Raw genomic sequence first — 16,125 nt, 5'->3', positions numbered from 1 at the left:
AATGATTCTTTAGCTTGAGATTGACAGAATTTTCCTGAAGGTCAGGTTGATTCTGGCTCCAAGAGGTTTCCTGCTTTTGGCGACTTGGTGGTGCCAGTAGTGCTGGGTAGAACCGGCCATAATTAACAGCGACCCGGATTCCAGTTCGAGGTGAACAGGTTTGAGTTGTTTGTTGAAACGGTGTTTTAGAGAGAAGCGTCGGCTTTCGCCTAGGCTAACCGAGGCTATAACCGGATTTGGGCCAAGTTCGGGTTCGTCATCACTGTGCCAGGAGACGCTGTCCTGGCCATCGCGATAGAGATTGGCCAGCATGCCATTAAATTGATGATGACTGATGTCTTCGACGCGCTTTTTTATTGAGAGCAGCTCGGGCGACCATGGGTTGTGCGTCAAGGCTGTGCCTGAATAGCCGTAATTTTGAGACTCATCCGCGTACCAGGCATTGAGGCGGGGAATCATAACGCTTCTGCCGTAAACGTGGATTTGATCCTGCTGCCAGTTAAGCTCTTCCTGCAGTTTTTGAAAGAGAGTTTTGGCTTCTTTCGGTGCAATAAATTCAGGAAAGTACGTCAAACTGCCGTTTTCTATGGGAATATTCACTGAAGTGCAATCGAAAAGAGTCATGGGCGAGAGTGTCCGGGCGGGTGCAAATACGAGTACTTTGTCGATTTTGTATGAATTATGATCGTGTTTGTTTGTCGGTTGGGTAATTTAAGACAGCCACTTCTTCATGGCTGGTTTACCTTACCGCTAGAGTAGGCGAAAATACGCCACTTTTACACACTGCCCAGCGGTATTCATCAAAACGAATTAGGAGCCAATTCCATGCCTTCTCGCAGAGAACTTGCTAACGCCATACGTGCACTGAGTATGGACGCAGTCCAACAAGCTAATAGTGGTCACCCCGGAGCGCCAATGGGGATGGCCGACATCGCCGAAGTGCTATGGAATGACTATTTAAAGCATAACCCAGCTAATCCAGACTGGTCCGACCGCGACCGCTTCGTGTTGTCAAACGGTCACGGTTCCATGCTGATTTATTCGCTTTTGCATTTGACTGGCTATGATCTGCCAATTGAAGAATTGAAAAACTTCCGTCAAATGCACTCCAAAACACCCGGTCACCCTGAATACGGTTATGCGCCAGGTGTTGAAACCACAACTGGTCCACTTGGGCAGGGCATCAGTAATGCGGTGGGCATGGCGATCGCAGAAAAGATTTTGGCTGGGCAGTTTAACCGTGATGGTCACGAAATCGTTGACCACTATACCTATTGCTTCCTTGGCGATGGTTGCTTAATGGAAGGTATTTCTCACGAAGTATGTTCATTAGCGGGAACTCTGGGCTTGGGCAAGTTGATTGCCTTTTATGATGACAACGGTATCTCAATCGATGGTGAAGTTGAGGGTTGGTTTACCGATGACACGCCCAAGCGTTTTGAATCCTATGGTTGGAATGTGATTCCTGGAGTTGATGGTCACGACCCTGAGGCAATCTCTGCGGCAATTCAAAAGGCTCGAGCCGAAACGGGCAAGCCGACATTAATCTGCTGTAAAACCATCATTGGTTTTGGCTCTCCAAATAAGCAAGGTAAAGAAGATTGCCATGGTGCACCGCTGGGTGCCGACGAAGTGAAGCTTGCCCGTGAGACTCTAGGTTGGGAGCATCCTGCTTTTGAAGTACCACAAGATATTTACCAAAGCTGGGACGGCAAAGGCAAAGGTGCCGAGGTTGAATCGGCATGGAATGTCAAATTTGAAGCCTATAAACAAGCACACCCAGAGTTAGCCGCCGAATATGAGCGCCGGGTTATTAAGGGTGAGTTGCCTGCGGATTTCTCTGCCAAAGCGGATACGTATATTGCAGAATGCCAGGCAGCAGGTGAAAAAGTGGCTTCTCGTAAAGCATCGCAAAATTCACTTAACGCCTTTGGCCCATTGTTACCTGAATTGCTGGGCGGTTCTGCCGACCTTGCCGGTTCCAACCTGACTCTTTGGTCTGGTTGCAAAGGCATTGAAGCCAATGACGCTTCAGGAAACTACTTGTATTACGGTGTGCGCGAATTTGGTATGAGCGCCATCATGAACGGTATTGCATTACACGGTGGTTTCGTAAATTACGGTGCAACGTTCTTAATGTTTATGGAGTACGCGCGCAACGCGGTGCGTATGTCGGCATTGATGGGTATTCAAAGCATTTTTGTTTATACCCATGACTCTATTGGCTTGGGTGAAGATGGCCCAACCCACCAACCGGTTGAGCAACTTACTGCTCTGCGCTCTACCCCCAATATGGCCACTTGGCGCCCTTGTGACGCCGCTGAATCTGCTGTGGCCTGGAAGTGTGCAATTGAGCGTCGTAACGGGCCGTCTGCATTGATTTTCAGTCGTCAGGGCTTGGCTCCTCAGGCTCGTACAGAAGCGCAGCTTGCTGATGTCGCTCGTGGTGGTTATATCCTTAAAGATTGCGATGGCGAGCCTGATGCAATCATTATGGCCACTGGTTCTGAAGTGGAATTGGCTGTTGGTGCCGCTGAACAGTTAGCCGTTACCGGCAAGAAAATCCGCGTGGTTTCCATGCCTTGTGCCGAAGAGTTTGATCGTCAGGATGCTGCATACAAAGAGTCGGTATTACCGCTTTCAGTAACCGCTCGCGTCGCTGTCGAAGCGCTTCATGCCGACTTCTGGTACAAGTATGTCGGTTTGGATGGACGCATTATTGGTATGACGACCTTTGGTGAGTCTGCGCCTGGCGATGAACTCATGGCGCATTTCGGTTTTACGGTTGAAAATGTAGTAAATACCGTTAACGAATTGGTTGAAGCGATATAAGACTGAGTTGGGTTCAAGGGTTTGGTTTCAAAAAAACCTTTCAACCCCCTGTTTAATATACCAAAGCGCGCTCGACCCGATTGAACACCTTCTTCCATTGTGAATTGGCTATAGTCAATCATAGAAGGTAAAGATCGTTATTTAACCGCATCTTATTTAATGCCCGACATAAGTCGGGCTTTTTGGTGTTTTACTCTGGCTTTTCTGCACGCATTTGAGCGTAAGCAATAAAAAAGTCACGGCAAAGCCTGATACTAGGCAGCTCTTGGATTACTTCAATAGCTACCTGAGTCAGCAAACTTTAGTAACGTTTTTAGGAGACAATAATGTCAGTACTTTTGATGAAAGACCTGGATCTTCAGGGCAAAAGAGTTCTTATCCGTCAGGATTTGAATGTACCTATTCAAGATGGCGAAATCACATCAGACGTTCGTATCCAGGCTTCCATTCCGACCATCAAGCTGGCGGTAGAGAAGGGTGCAAAAGTAATGTTGATGTCTCACCTTGGCCGTCCAACCGAGGGTGAATTTGAAGCGAAATTCTCATTAGCTCCAGTTGCCAAAAGAATTGGCGAAATTCTGGGTAAAGAAGTACCTGTTGTTGCTGACTGGAAAAACGGCATCGCCATGAATGAAGGCGAAGTGGTATTGTTGGAAAACGTTCGTTTTAATAAAGGTGAGAAAAAAGACGAAGAAGAATTGTCGAAAGCCTACGCTTCCTTGTGTGATGTGTTTGTTATGGATGCTTTCGGTACTGCTCACCGAGCTCAGGCTTCAACTCACGGTGTAGCCAAATATGCTGACACAGCTTGTGCCGGCCCTCTATTGGCCAATGAGTTGGATGCTTTGGAAAAAGCGTTGGCAAACCCTGCTCGTCCAATGGTTGCCGTTGTTGGTGGTTCAAAAGTTTCCACCAAATTAACTGTATTGGATTCGCTATCTAAAATTGTCGACACGCTTGTTGTGGGTGGTGGTATCTCCAATACATTTGTTGCTTCGGAAGGTAATGAAGTCGGTTTGTCTCTATATGAAAAAGACCTGATCCCAGAAGCGCAGCGCCTGCGTGAAGAAGCTGATGTTATTTACGCTAAAGACGCTCGAGTGACTAAAGTGCCTTTCTCTGATTTCGCTCACGACTCTCCTGCTGACGTGCGCAAGACCAACGAAATTGCTGCTGATGAAGAAATTATCGATTACGGTCCCGAAACCGCAGCCCGCGTAGCGGAAATTCTAAAAGGTGCAAAAACCATCATCTGGAATGGCCCATGTGGTGTATTTGAGTTTGATAACTTTGCAAAAGGTACTGAAACTGTTGCTCGTGCAATCGCTGAGAGTGAAGCTTTCTCAATCGCTGGTGGCGGTGATACCTTGGCTGCGATTGATAAATTCAACTTGGCGGATGATATTTCTTACATCTCCACTGGTGGTGGTGCTTTCCTTGAGTATGTTGAAGGTAAAACACTTCCAGCTGTTGCTATTCTTGAAGAAAAAGCGAAAGGCTAATCTTTTCAGAATAAACACGGAAAATTATATCGAATCCAAAAGCGGCTTGATGCCGCTTTTTTCGTATACTGACGTCGTAAAATCAATGCTAGACTGAAATAAGTGATTTCAGGAGGCGCATTTGCAATTCTCTAGGCAAATCCTTTCCCAGGTTAAAAAACAAATAATGAACCTGGGGAAAGTCGATAATATCAAAACAGTCCAACAGCCCGAGGAGCTTGGCAGTTATCTCAGCTTCTATGGGTTTGATCGTCTTATGGAACTTGAGTGTTGCCGGTATGGTTTGGGCTACATAGACACTGATTTGGGAAGTATGCTGGTACATCAGTGGCAAAATAACGAGGCGATAGCAACGATCGTCGTTGTTCATGGTTTATTTGATCATGTTGGCCTGTATCTAAAGCTTATTGAGTTTTTACTATTAAATGGTTATTCGGTCATTGCTTTTGATATGCCTGGTCACGGCTTGAGTGATGGTGAGCGGGTATCTATTAATAACTATGAAGAGTATGCAAACGTTATTCGATCTGTAGTCAAAGAATGGAAAAGTCGAAAGTCGGGGCCGTTGTATGCTATTGGGCAAAGCAATGGTTGTGCTGCATTAATGACCCTGCTGTTGAGTCAGCCTAATTCGAACGTGCCGATAGATAAGTTTGTTATGCTTGCACCATTGGTTCGGGTGAAGATGTGGTGGTGGGTCAAGCTTGCCTACGCACTGGCAGGAAAAATACTTAAAACAGTCCACAGAGAGTTTAGTAATAACTCCCACGACAAGGCATTTACCCAATTTATTCGATATCACGATCCGTTGCAGTTTAATCGTGTGTCGGTTCGATGGGTGGGCGCGTTAATCCAATGGGTCAATCAATTTGATCATTTTCAAAGCTCGGATATTTCTGTGTTGGTTATTCAAGGTGATGCGGATGAAACCGTTGACTGGCAATGGAATCGAGAAAAAATAGAGAGTAAGTTTTCTAATTTGAAATATGTTACGATTCCCGGCGCCATGCATCACCTGGTGAATGAAGGTGCTGAATGGCGAGGTCAGTGTTTTAAGCACATTGGGAGTTTTTTGAGTTTGTCCAAGTAACAGGTCATGCTTTCTTGTTATGGCGCGACTCGCTAATTAGGAAAAATACTATGAAAAAAATAATCTTCTCTGTTTTCTTTGTCTTTATTTCGATACAGGTTTCTGCTGGCGAACTAATTAGAGTTTCCGCTTCGCCGCAATATCATGATCCAGAGATAATTCCAGAAAATATCAAAAGTGAATGTACCGGATTAGGGAATACATTTTCTTCTTACACTAAACAGTCATTGGAGAAATATGGATACACGGTTGAGTTGACTGATGATATTAGCGAAACAAGTCAGGGCACAAATATCCGGTTGACGATAGTTAATGCAGTAAGTTCTGGTAACGCATTTATGGGGCATAACAAGTCTGTTTCTATGCGTGCAGATGTTATTGTTGACGGGAAAGTAGTTGATACCTATAAGCACACGCGTAACTCTCGCGGTGGTTTCGGCGCAGGATACAAAGGATCATGTGCTGTTCTCGGTCGATGCGCAAAGGCTTTAGGGAAAGATGTAGCTAATTGGTATAAAAAGAAAGCAAAGAAGCAATAGTTTAAAAATGACTGAGGCTCGGATTCTATCCGAGCATTTCTCTTTCAATTGAAGAGTGATTATGAGCCCCTGGATCTTAGCAATTCGTCCGCGAACGCTTCCTGCATCAATTAGCCCGATAATATTGGCTTCTGCCCTGGCTTTTACACAGCAACAATTCTCATGGGTGGTGTTTTTTGTCGCCACTTTTTGTGCCCTGTGTTTACAGGTCGCGGTGAATCTAGCGAATGATTACTTCGATGCAAAATCAGGCGTGGATACCGAAGAACGACTTGGGCCAACAAGGGTTACACAATCAGGCTTGATTAGTGAAAAATCCGTTTTTTCTGCATTAATTATCTTTACTTTAATGGCCTTTTTCAGTGGCGTGTATCTTTCGTTTCTCAGTGGTTGGGAAATATTTGCATTGGGTATGTTGTCCATTGCGGGCGTATACGCCTACAGTGGCGGCCCCTGGCCGTTGGCCTCTCACGGTTTGGGTGAAGTGACAGTGTTAATCTTCTTCGGTTGGGTTGCCGTAGGTGGGTGCTATTACGTTCACACGGGAGAGCTTACAGTGCTTGTGATGTCCTACGGGACTATCGCTGGCTTGTTAAGCGCCCTTATTATGTTGGTCAATAATTTGCGCGATATAGAAACAGACCAGAGAGCCAATAAGTGCACGCTTGCCGTCAGATTCGGTGATAAAAATACACGAATTTTATTTAAGTTGATATTGATTGTAGTTGTGATATGGCATGCTTGGCTTACACATAATGATATCTATGCCCTGGTTATTCCTCTGGCTTTGTCATCTTGGTTTGTAGCCATTTTGTGGCGAGATATCGCAGTTTTGCATGGAAAAGAACTCAATCAGCTAATTCCAAAAACCGCTTTGCTACTAACAGTATATTGTTTTAGTCTGAGTGGTGTTTTGTTTTTTCTGGCTTCGGGAATTGTTTTTTAGTCAGTTTTTGTTCGTGTTTTTTATGACATAACGCCATTGTTTCAATACAAATAGCGTTATGCCATAGCCTAGATTGGTCTATTTTCTATATAGGGTAGTATTGCTCTACGTTTTTATGGCCTTTTTTAGACTTCTTTGCTACTGACGATGAATATTTTCGAAGCTTTTTGTTAGTGCTTTTCAGTACGCTCATTCGTTTCATTAGCTTGTAATATCGAGGGTTTTTCTCTCTCTTTAATATCACGCAAAAATGTGCAAGGGCATCAGCCATGTATCCAGGAGCTTTTCGTCCGACCCATACGCGATAAGCAAGAGCATCCAGCATGTCTTGATCTAGATCCTTTCTTGATAAATTACGATAGCTATTCTTGATTCCTATGTAATCCCAGTTCCAAATACTTTGTATATCTGCAATATACTCTATGTGTTTTGGTGCAATCCCTTCTAAGTGTATATCCTGATATTTCTTGGGGTAGAGAAGAATTTCATTGGCATTCCAGCGGTTGGCATTGGGGTCATAAGTGATTTGGACCTTTCCTGCTCCTTCGTAGTCGAATATTAGGTGTGTGACAGTAAGTGTTCCGACGTATATATCGGTATATCCCGTTTGTGTATAAATTTTATCGGGCAAGCCAATTTCTTTTATTAATTCCTCATCAGATACTGTGGCAGGTAATGATGACATTTTTTTTATTTTATTCTTTAAGTCTAACTTGTTTGCGTATGTGTTCTTATTTTCTGCTATATGTTTTTTTGACTGCTCTAAACTCGCCTCGTATTGACTTTGGCTTTGAGTGTTTAATTTTTTTTCCGTCGATTTTAGGGTAGATAAAAGTCTGCTTTTTTCCGTTTTGTAGTATTTTTCAGCTTTTGCGTTGTCACGAATAAATTGCAGTACTGATTTGTAGTATTCATCTTTCGAATTAGATAGTGCTTTTAATAACCACGAAATTGTGTCGGCGGGACAGCCATTGTCGGTTGTTAGAACTAATGCATCCGCAACAGCATCGTAAACTGATCTGCTGCTGGTTTTCTTCGTGTTAGTATATTTTCCCGCCATTTTAAGGCTGTCGCAGTCTGGGGCGAGTAGCATTCTTATGCTTAACTTATCTCCATAACTGTCTGCTTGTACAAATGAAGAAAAGATGAAAAAAAATGTTCCAAAAAAAATTGCTTTCATCAAAAATGACTCCTTTTTTTATATTTTACGTCTGAAATTGATACTAAAGAAAAACCTCAATTATTGAAAGTGTTAATGATTAGAAAAAATTATTGCTGATACGAAATGCTTGTTCCCGCATATTGGCAATACGCGATACCCAATTTTTTGGCCACTTTACAGTCTTTTGGGATTTTGGTGCGATAGGTAGGAATCATTGTATCTTGAGTCTTTCCCAATTAGCCGGAATCTAATGCGGTGACGCTGATCTGTTTGATGTTTACGCGTAGTGTATACTTGTTGGAACTAATGGGGGTCTCGGAAGGTTTAATCATAGAATAAATTTTGTCTATGGATCGATAAACAATTAACTGGAGTGCATTATCATGATCACATCCCGCGCCGCTGTGGCTTTTGAAGCAGGAAAGCCGCTACAAATAGAAAATGTTCAGGTTGCTCCGCCAAAAGCCGGCGAAGTGTTGGTTAAGATTGTTGCCACCGGTGTGTGTCATACCGATGCCTATACCCTTTCCGGTGCGGATTCTGAAGGCGTGTTCCCCAGTATTTTGGGCCATGAAGGTGGCGGTATTGTGGTCGAAGTTGGTGAAGGGGTGACTAGTGTAAAAGAAGGTGATCATGTGATCCCGCTATATACGCCTGAGTGTGGTGAGTGTAAGTTTTGCAAAAGTGGGAAAACCAATTTGTGCCAGGCTATACGTGCGACTCAGGGCCAGGGGTTAATGCCGGATGGGTCATCACGATTTTCGTTAAATGGCCAAACTATTTATCACTATATGGGCACTTCCACGTTCTCTGAATATACTGTTCTGCCAGAAATTGCCGTGGCAAAAATTAATAAAGATGCGCCGTTAGACAAGGTGTGCCTGCTTGGCTGCGGTGTTACCACGGGTATTGGTGCGGTAAGAAATACGGCAAAGGTAGAGCCGGGGTCGACCGTGGCTATTTTTGGCTTGGGTGGGATTGGATTATCTGCGGTAATTGGTGCGGTACAAGCTAAGGCTGAGCGAATTATTGGCGTCGATTTGAATGAAAGTAAATTCGAGATGGCCAAAAAACTTGGCGCGACTGAATGCATTAATCCTGCAAATTATGATCGCCCCATTCAGGAAGTGCTGATTGATTTAACCGATGGTGGGGTAGATTACTCCTTTGAGTGCATTGGTAATGTTAAGGTCATGCGGTCTGCATTGGAGTGTTGTCATAAGGGCTGGGGAGAATCCATCATTATTGGTGTTGCTGGTGCCGGCGAAGAAATATCTACCCGTCCGTTTCAATTGGTGACTGGGCGAGTATGGCGTGGTTCGGCATTTGGTGGTGTGAAAGGGCGTTCCGAGTTACCCGGTTATGTGGACGATTATATGAAAGGGCAAATTCCATTGGATGATTTTGTTACCCATACCATGACGTTAGAAGAAATTAATCACGCCTTTGATCTTATGCACGAAGGTAAAAGCATTCGCTCTGTTGTGTTGTTTTGACTATGACTAAAGAAATAAAACTGATTGCAGAAAACAAGGTTTTTGATGGTTGGCATAAACGTTATCAGCACATATCCGAGGTAAATCACTGTGAGATGACGTTTGCGATTTATCTTCCTCCAAATGCATCGGAGGATAATCCGGTTCCTGTTGTCTATTGGCTATCCGGGTTAACCTGCACCGATGAAAACTTTATGCAAAAAGCCGGGGCACAGCGCTATGCTACCGAGTTGGGTGTGGCGATTGTCGCCCCGGATACGTCACCTCGGGGGGAAGGTGTTCCTGATGATCCAGAAGGCCATTGGGATTTTGGTTTAGGTGCGGGTTTTTATGTGGATGCGACTCAGCCTCCCTGGTCGGAAAATTACAATATGTACTCCTATGTTACCCGCGAATTGCCTGAACTGGTTGAATCGACATTCCCGGTTACGGGTAAAAAGTCCATTATGGGGCACTCAATGGGCGGGCATGGTGCGTTAATCAGTGCGTTAAAAAACCAAGCTGGTTATGCCTCAATTTCGGCGTTTGCGCCTATCGCGAACCCGGTTAACTGTCCTTGGGGTAAGAAGGCTTTTACCCATTATCTTGGTTCACAGGAAAGCACCTGGCGGGAATACGATGCTTGCGAATTGATCTCGTCAGGAGCCGCCGAGTTACCTATTTTGATTGATCAGGGCGGTGCCGATAACTTCCTTGATGAGCAGCTCAGCTTTGATCGTCTACAAGAAGTTGTTGCGGAAAAAAACTGGCAGGCAAGACTGAATTTGCGAGCCGGCTACGATCACAGTTACTTCTTTATTGCTTCGTTTATTGAGGAGCATCTTCGTTTTCATGTCAGTTACTTAAAGTAAAGCGTTGTTCTAACGCTTTACATGTTTGTATTCTCTTTGAACAAAATTTAACACCAGCTGGCTTCGTTATGTGGCTGGCGTAATAGTTCTTCAACATTTGCGCGTAAAACGCGATAACCAACATTACCGTAAAGTGTTTGCCTGCCATCATTTAAAATATAGGAAGGGCTACCTTTAATATTCTGTAATTGGGCCTGATTGTAATCAGCCATCAATTCGGCCAGGGCGCTGGTGTTTTTTATATGGACCAGAGCATCGTTTAATTTTTCTTCTTCAAGTATATTATTCAATACATCGAAACTGCTGATGTCTAATGCCTCAAGGAAAAACGCTCTACGTAACCGGTATGCAAAATTAAATGCCCTTTCCGAATCATAAGCCAGTTCAACCGCTTTAATATATTGATGCGCTCCGGCTGATGTGGCTGGAGGGTTTTTTAACCACAAGTCCGGGTGGATGGGGGAGTCCTCGTAATCGGCTGCGGATGCCTGAACATGTTTGGCGAAGGCTTGAATTCCTCCTTTAGAGTCCCATTGGCGTTGCATCTTTTTCTCTGTATTGCCGAATATATTCAGGTAGTGATGCTGAATAACGATACGGTTGCCGTATTCCTGTTCAAGTTCGTTAATCCGCGGCTGAGATATCCATGCCCATATGCACAGTAAATCTGTGTAGTAATCAATATGTAACGGTGCGTCTGCCATATATGCCTCTGTCAAATTACCTATGTGCGTTTACTCGCCGGGGTGGGTTCATCTAGATATTGATATTGTGCGAAGTGCATTGAGCGTCATCCTGCACTATCCGTATATTAACTTCTTGTTATATATCAATCCACATACACCCCGGAAGAATTTGGGATGTAGATTGTTGCCGGATTGGTTTTGTCGTTTCGCTACTTATGATCGCTTTTTTCCTCAGAGAGTATTTTGGATGTCACAAAAAATGAGAATAAGCGTTGGTGACATGATGTTTTTAGAACCGTATCAAGCCTATTATTTGCAAAAGCATATTACACTAGCCGTAGGTCAAGGCGTTTTTTGAAGCGCAACACACTTTGTATGAGAAATAGTTCCATGATGAGACAGTTCCTAACCAGAATGCTGCTGCTAAGCAGTTTATCCCTGATATCCACGGTCAGCCTTGCGGGCGATGCGTATTCCACAACGTTGAGTTCGTTCAGGCAATCCAATTATACGGCGGACTTTTTCGCCAAAAGTTATGGTTATGCTGTTTTCCCTACAATAGGTAAAGGTGGTCTGGGTGTCGGCGCTGCACACGGGAAAGGGAAAGTGTATGTTAAAGGCCAGTTCACGGGTTATACCAATATGACCCAACTAACCGTTGGCTTTCAAATTGGTGGGCAGGCATTCAGTCAAATAATTTTTTTCCAGGATAAGCGTTCTTATGATGAGTTCACTTCTGGAAATTTTGAGTTTGGGGCGCAAGTTTCTGCTGTTGCCATAACTGTTGGCGCGCAAGCTCAAGCTGGTACAACAGGAAGTACTTTGGGGGCGAACAAGGATAATGACGGCAAGGGGGTTTATAAAGCTAAATACCATAAAGGCATGGCGGTATTTACTTATACCAAGGGTGGATTTATGTATGAGGCAAGTGTAGGGGGGCAAAAGTTTAATTTTACCCCTAAAGGACAAGCCAAGAAAAAAGCCAAACCAAAATCCGCGCCTGCACCTTCGCCTGTTGAAGAAGGTCAGCCAATCTAGTTGATGATGTGTTAAATAAACGGGTTTGCGATTAATGTAATTGTAAGCCTGTTGTTGTAATTCTATTATTTACATACCGTAGCTTTTCTGACTAAAGACCAAATGCTGTATATTACCTGGTCTGAAATCTTCTCGGCGTCCATGTTTTTTTGCTTCGTCGTATTTAGATTTGATACTCAACGCTCTAAACTGAGTTCATAACGGATTGATTATTGGAATAGGTGTGCAATGAATACAAAAATGGTAAAAAAGATTTTTATTGGTTGTGTGTTCCTGGCTTCATCAGCGGCTTTCTTGTCTGTTGAAGCGTCAAATGTTGGATTCTTAAGAGACTCTTTTTTTACTGAACTGAATAAGGCTGATGCTGAATCCTTGAAGAACGCAGCAAAATTAACTTTTGATAAACAAGGAGATAAACAGACTGTTTATTGGGAAGGTGAAAGCGGTTTGAAAGGTAAGATTGAACCACTGCTAAGTTATCAATTGGATGGTAACGAATGTCGGCGAGTGAGGTTTGCGGCAAAAAAACAGAATAATAAGGTTGAGCAGTATAAGTTTGATGTATGTAAATATGGTGAACAATGGAAGGTTGAATCAACACCTGTTTCCAGTTTTACCAAGAAAGACTGGCAAACTCTTTCTGAAGAACTATTTTACGCTTTAGATAATTCTGTGAATCAACACCCGGTTTCCTGGGTTCAGCAAGAAACGGGTATGTCTGGAGTGATTGTGCCACTAAGTTCATTTAAGGAAAAAGGAAAGCCCTGTCGTAAAACAACAATTAGCGTGATTGACCGAAAAGGTCGTACGTCGGATGGTGTATACACCTTTTGTAAAAACGACAAAGATGATTGGTCACGTAAATACTAATTTTTCGTGTTGGCTATTTCAGGCTAATTAGCATCTCTTGCAGTGGCGTGTAATATCTAGTCTATCAGGTTGTGTTACCCGCCGCCCTTTGCCTGAAATAAGCGTTTTCTCTACTTTTTATTCTTATTAGCCAACCATTCTGCCACGGAAAAATTTTTTCATGTGGCAAAACGTGCCAAAATAAAATCTATGCCTATCTTGATCTAAAGCAAAAAGCTGCTCAGACCGAAAAATACTAAATAATTCCCTTTTATAAGAAATAGGATGGCTATAATCAGATTGTGGACCTTTATTATTGATATTGTCGTTGTATACGCTGTTGCATATTGTGTGACAAGTTGAAAATAAGAAGGAGTGAATATGAACGTTGCAGGCTCAATTTTGGACCTAACGATTCCAGTTGAATTTGAATTTCGTAAAAGGGATGGTAGTACCGTAACGGAAATTTGCAGTTCCTATGAAACGGTCGCTAAATTTAAAAAATACCATAATGCATTTTATGCGCGACCCAAGAAAAATGGTGGGTCATACGACGCTTCGGTCACCTATTCTGCCTAATTTCTTTTCAGATCAAAAACTGTGTTGCAGTTTGGGTGCTGAATGATATTTTTGCTTAGTGATGTATTAGTTGGCTAGCTTTGGGGAAGTGTCGCCAACTAATAATTGTTTCATATTGAAGCGATTTGATGCAGCCGGGGGCTGGCTGCATCAAGCTAAGTATGTTGCTTAAGCGGTTAAGGTAAAACCAATCTTGTGAACCCTTCCTCTCCTGCTTGATAAATCTCTCCGTTATGAATAGTTATATTCCAGGGGGCTGAAACTCTGCCAAATATTGTCGTAACCGCCGTATTTACATTTACTTTAAGTAGCGTGCTTGATGCACTGATATAGACCGAATCCTGATTGTCGTATGTCATTATGTAATGCTTGGTTCGAAGTAATGAGCTGGTGAAATTGGGTGCTCGCGGGATTTTAAACTGCCAGATAATTTCGTGTGTTAGCGGATTCATCCTGTAAATAATTGGGCCCGCTTCAGTACTAATGCCGTAACCGATAATGTGATTTCCAATACCTACAATATAGCCGGGGTTTAGACCTGGTACTGAGTTCATAGTCAGTTCTGATTTTTCAACATCAAAAATTGCAAGCTTGCCTCCGTCCTCCAGGCAGGTCATTACCATAAAACGACCATCCAGAATCGATACCATTGAGATAGGTTTATATTTATCTATAGGCAACCCGCTAACAAAATTGTTCTCAGGTTCATACCAGGCGATGCCGCCGCCATCCCGCGTTCTATAGTATTGCCCTGCGTAATAAATTTTGTTGTCTATTCCTTTTTCTATTCCCGCAAGTGGCCAGTGGGTTTTAACATCCTGATTAGAGCCTGAATCTTTGTAAGTCATTGTTGGAATGTCATATTCCCTGATGACAAAATTGGGATATCCAGCGATATAAACTTTGTTGTCGATGCTATTCATCGAATACACGCTAAGGTGTCGGGCACTAAAAGTGTGTGTTTCACCAGATGTTGGGTTATAGAAAATATGATCGCCATACTGAGCCGCTGCACCGTATAAATAATTTCCTGTTGTGCCAACGATTCGGTAAGTTGCTTTGAATGGTTGCATGTTGGCTATAACCGTTTCATCTTTTCCTTTGTAGTTATATTGGTAGCGTATTTTGCCGTCGTGGTCAGGATATATTGAATTTTCATCCAGCAAAGGTAAAGCGTTGGCCCCCTCCTTTACATCGGGATGAATGTAGAGAGTGTTAATGATGCTGCCGAAGAAATAGTATTTTTCCTGAAGCGGATGCTCGTCCAAATTGGCTGCCTGGTCTCCTTCACGAAGGTTAGTTGGAATCAAATCGCCGTCATCTGTTGGAATAAACTGCCAGTATTTCATTGAATCAGGTTGATCAAATACTTCTTCAGAAAAAATTAAAATGGACTGATCCTTTTGTTTGTACATCTGAAAGGTTTTATAACTGCCTTTGCCGGGAACTTCTAGAAATGTTTTCCATAGGCCAGTTTTAAAGTTGTACCCGACCAGTCGCCACGGGTATCCTCCCCAGCCGGCAATTAACCAGTCACCGACGGCGCGGGTCATATTAAATGAGTACTCTGAAAGACCATCGTGCTCAATCGGGAATTTACTGGACATGGTCAGTTCTTGAGTGAATGGATTGTACTGGTAAAACAGTAAATGCTTTTCATCTTTTGTTCTGCCGCTTGCCCGAATAATACCGTCTTTGTTTGCGTCTGAAGTCAGCATCATGAAGTCGGCTTCAGGTATTTCGAATGGTGTGTTGAAACTGTTTGAAGCAATATCGTAGGTTAGAATGATTTCGTTTTGGTCTTTGGTCTGCAAAGGCATAACGACTTTGTCTGTATAGATAAATCGCTTGGTTCCCAGGCGTGGTGAATAGTTGATATCGTAAACGGGATCATCCTGTGTACGGTTTTCCGGGCGGATGTAGCCCGCTGTCACAGTTGAAGCTTGCTTGTTATCCAGATTAAAACTCACTATGGCTCCGGAGCCAACGTAATCCTGTGAGTAAGGGATCAATATGTTCCAGCTGTCTCCGTTGGGGATATAAGTTATATGTCTGTGCTTGGTTGCAGATGGTGCTGGTCCAATAACTTCTGTTGGTATCGCCTTTGGAAAAATGAGTTCTTCTTCTGCGATATCCTTGGGTGTAGGTGTAGGTGTAGGTGTAGGTGAGGACTGATCGGTAGCATTTTGCTGAGTAGAGCTATTGGAAGAGCCTCCACATGCACTGAGTAATATCATTATGAAAGTTAAAATGAATATCTGGGTGAAGGCTTTCATTGTTTTGCCTGTTGCTCGCAGTTGTACATATGATGAGTATTGCCTTACTGAATTACAGCGATATGGTATGGGTTCACAAAATGCTTGTGTCGAATAAAACTTTACGGAAAATGTCCATTTCGGTTTTTTTGCGTTATACGTAATTCGCAGCGGAGAAGAATTGTGTGCCGTATGGGTGGTTAATACGAATAAAAATAAAATCGTTTAGTCGTATTGGCAAAAAACTCAAGAGATAAGAGGATAAACTTTGTTATTTTTTGTAAAACATTTTTTAATAAA

14 protein-coding genes are annotated in these 16,125 nt (G+C 43.1%); 10 read left to right on the top strand and 4 right to left on the bottom strand.

The window, feature by feature from the left end; all coding sequences use genetic code 11:
* Window positions 1–9: 9 nt before the first annotated feature.
* Window positions 10–624 carry an alpha-ketoglutarate-dependent dioxygenase AlkB family protein gene (locus P5V12_RS18375; RefSeq protein ID WP_316954534.1) on the bottom strand — a complete coding sequence of 205 codons (615 nt, stop codon included), beginning with the start codon at window positions 622–624 and terminating at the stop codon, window positions 10–12.
* Window positions 625–825: 201 nt separating this feature from the next.
* Between P5V12_RS18375 and tkt the strand changes: the two genes are divergently transcribed.
* The 5 genes from tkt (at window position 826) to P5V12_RS18350 (ending at window position 6,909) form a co-directional block, all read left to right on the top strand.
* A complete protein-coding gene (gene tkt / locus P5V12_RS18370) occupies window positions 826–2,832 on the top strand; it encodes a transketolase (RefSeq protein WP_316954533.1) in 2,007 nt (668 codons plus the stop codon).
* A gap of 326 nt (window positions 2,833–3,158) precedes the next feature.
* Window positions 3,159–4,334 carry a phosphoglycerate kinase gene (locus tag P5V12_RS18365; RefSeq protein ID WP_316954532.1) on the top strand — a complete coding sequence of 392 codons (1,176 nt, stop codon included), beginning with the start codon at window positions 3,159–3,161 and terminating at the stop codon, window positions 4,332–4,334.
* A gap of 121 nt (window positions 4,335–4,455) precedes the next feature.
* A complete protein-coding gene (locus P5V12_RS18360; RefSeq protein ID WP_316954531.1) occupies window positions 4,456–5,424 on the top strand; it encodes an alpha/beta hydrolase in 969 nt (322 codons plus the stop codon).
* 50 nt (window positions 5,425–5,474) lie between these two features.
* Complete coding sequence (locus tag P5V12_RS18355) at window positions 5,475–5,963, top strand: hypothetical protein (protein WP_316954530.1); 489 nt, start codon at window positions 5,475–5,477, stop codon at window positions 5,961–5,963.
* A 61-nt stretch (window positions 5,964–6,024) separates the two neighbouring features.
* Complete coding sequence (locus tag P5V12_RS18350; RefSeq protein ID WP_316954529.1) at window positions 6,025–6,909, top strand: 1,4-dihydroxy-2-naphthoate polyprenyltransferase; 885 nt, start codon at window positions 6,025–6,027, stop codon at window positions 6,907–6,909.
* Window positions 6,910–6,994: 85 nt separating this feature from the next.
* Here P5V12_RS18350 and P5V12_RS18345 read toward each other — a convergent pair whose 3' ends face one another.
* On the bottom strand, window positions 6,995–8,092 hold the full coding sequence (locus P5V12_RS18345; RefSeq protein WP_316954528.1) for a hypothetical protein: 1,098 nt from the start codon (window positions 8,090–8,092) through the stop codon (window positions 6,995–6,997).
* Between the two features lie 362 nt (window positions 8,093–8,454).
* Here P5V12_RS18345 and P5V12_RS18340 point away from each other — a divergent pair, with 362 nt between their 5' ends.
* Both P5V12_RS18340 and fghA read left to right on the top strand, forming a co-directional pair.
* Window positions 8,455–9,567 carry an S-(hydroxymethyl)glutathione dehydrogenase/class III alcohol dehydrogenase gene (locus tag P5V12_RS18340; protein WP_316954527.1) on the top strand — a complete coding sequence of 371 codons (1,113 nt, stop codon included), beginning with the start codon at window positions 8,455–8,457 and terminating at the stop codon, window positions 9,565–9,567.
* Window positions 9,568–9,569: 2 nt separating this feature from the next.
* Window positions 9,570–10,418 carry an S-formylglutathione hydrolase gene (gene fghA, locus P5V12_RS18335; RefSeq protein WP_316954526.1) on the top strand — a complete coding sequence of 283 codons (849 nt, stop codon included), beginning with the start codon at window positions 9,570–9,572 and terminating at the stop codon, window positions 10,416–10,418.
* Between the two features lie 47 nt (window positions 10,419–10,465).
* On the opposite strand, the gene P5V12_RS18330 is transcribed toward fghA, so the two are convergent.
* The gene (locus P5V12_RS18330; protein ID WP_316954525.1) at window positions 10,466–11,122 is read right to left on the bottom strand and encodes a DsbA family protein; all 657 of its coding nucleotides are present in this window, start codon (window positions 11,120–11,122) and stop codon (window positions 10,466–10,468) included.
* A 375-nt stretch (window positions 11,123–11,497) separates the two neighbouring features.
* Here P5V12_RS18330 and P5V12_RS18325 point away from each other — a divergent pair, with 375 nt between their 5' ends.
* From P5V12_RS18325 to P5V12_RS18315, 3 genes are all read left to right on the top strand, one after another.
* The gene (locus tag P5V12_RS18325) at window positions 11,498–12,142 is read left to right on the top strand and encodes a lipid-binding SYLF domain-containing protein (RefSeq protein ID WP_316957447.1); all 645 of its coding nucleotides are present in this window, start codon (window positions 11,498–11,500) and stop codon (window positions 12,140–12,142) included.
* Window positions 12,143–12,370: 228 nt separating this feature from the next.
* A complete protein-coding gene (locus P5V12_RS18320) occupies window positions 12,371–13,012 on the top strand; it encodes a hypothetical protein (RefSeq protein WP_316954524.1) in 642 nt (213 codons plus the stop codon).
* Window positions 13,013–13,372: 360 nt separating this feature from the next.
* The gene (locus tag P5V12_RS18315; RefSeq protein WP_316954523.1) at window positions 13,373–13,570 is read left to right on the top strand and encodes a hypothetical protein; all 198 of its coding nucleotides are present in this window, start codon (window positions 13,373–13,375) and stop codon (window positions 13,568–13,570) included.
* Between the two features lie 176 nt (window positions 13,571–13,746).
* On the opposite strand, the gene P5V12_RS18310 is transcribed toward P5V12_RS18315, so the two are convergent.
* Window positions 13,747–15,846, bottom strand: coding sequence for a hypothetical protein (locus P5V12_RS18310; RefSeq protein ID WP_316954522.1), 2,100 nt, complete (start codon window positions 15,844–15,846; stop codon window positions 13,747–13,749).
* Between the last annotated feature and the right edge of the window lie 279 nt (window positions 15,847–16,125).

Origin of the sequence: Teredinibacter sp. KSP-S5-2 (genome assembly GCF_032773895.1) — a bacterium.
Lineage (GTDB): Bacteria > Pseudomonadota > Gammaproteobacteria > Pseudomonadales > Cellvibrionaceae.
Note: the sequence above shows the minus strand (reverse complement) of the source record. Positions and strands in the feature narration are given on the sequence as shown.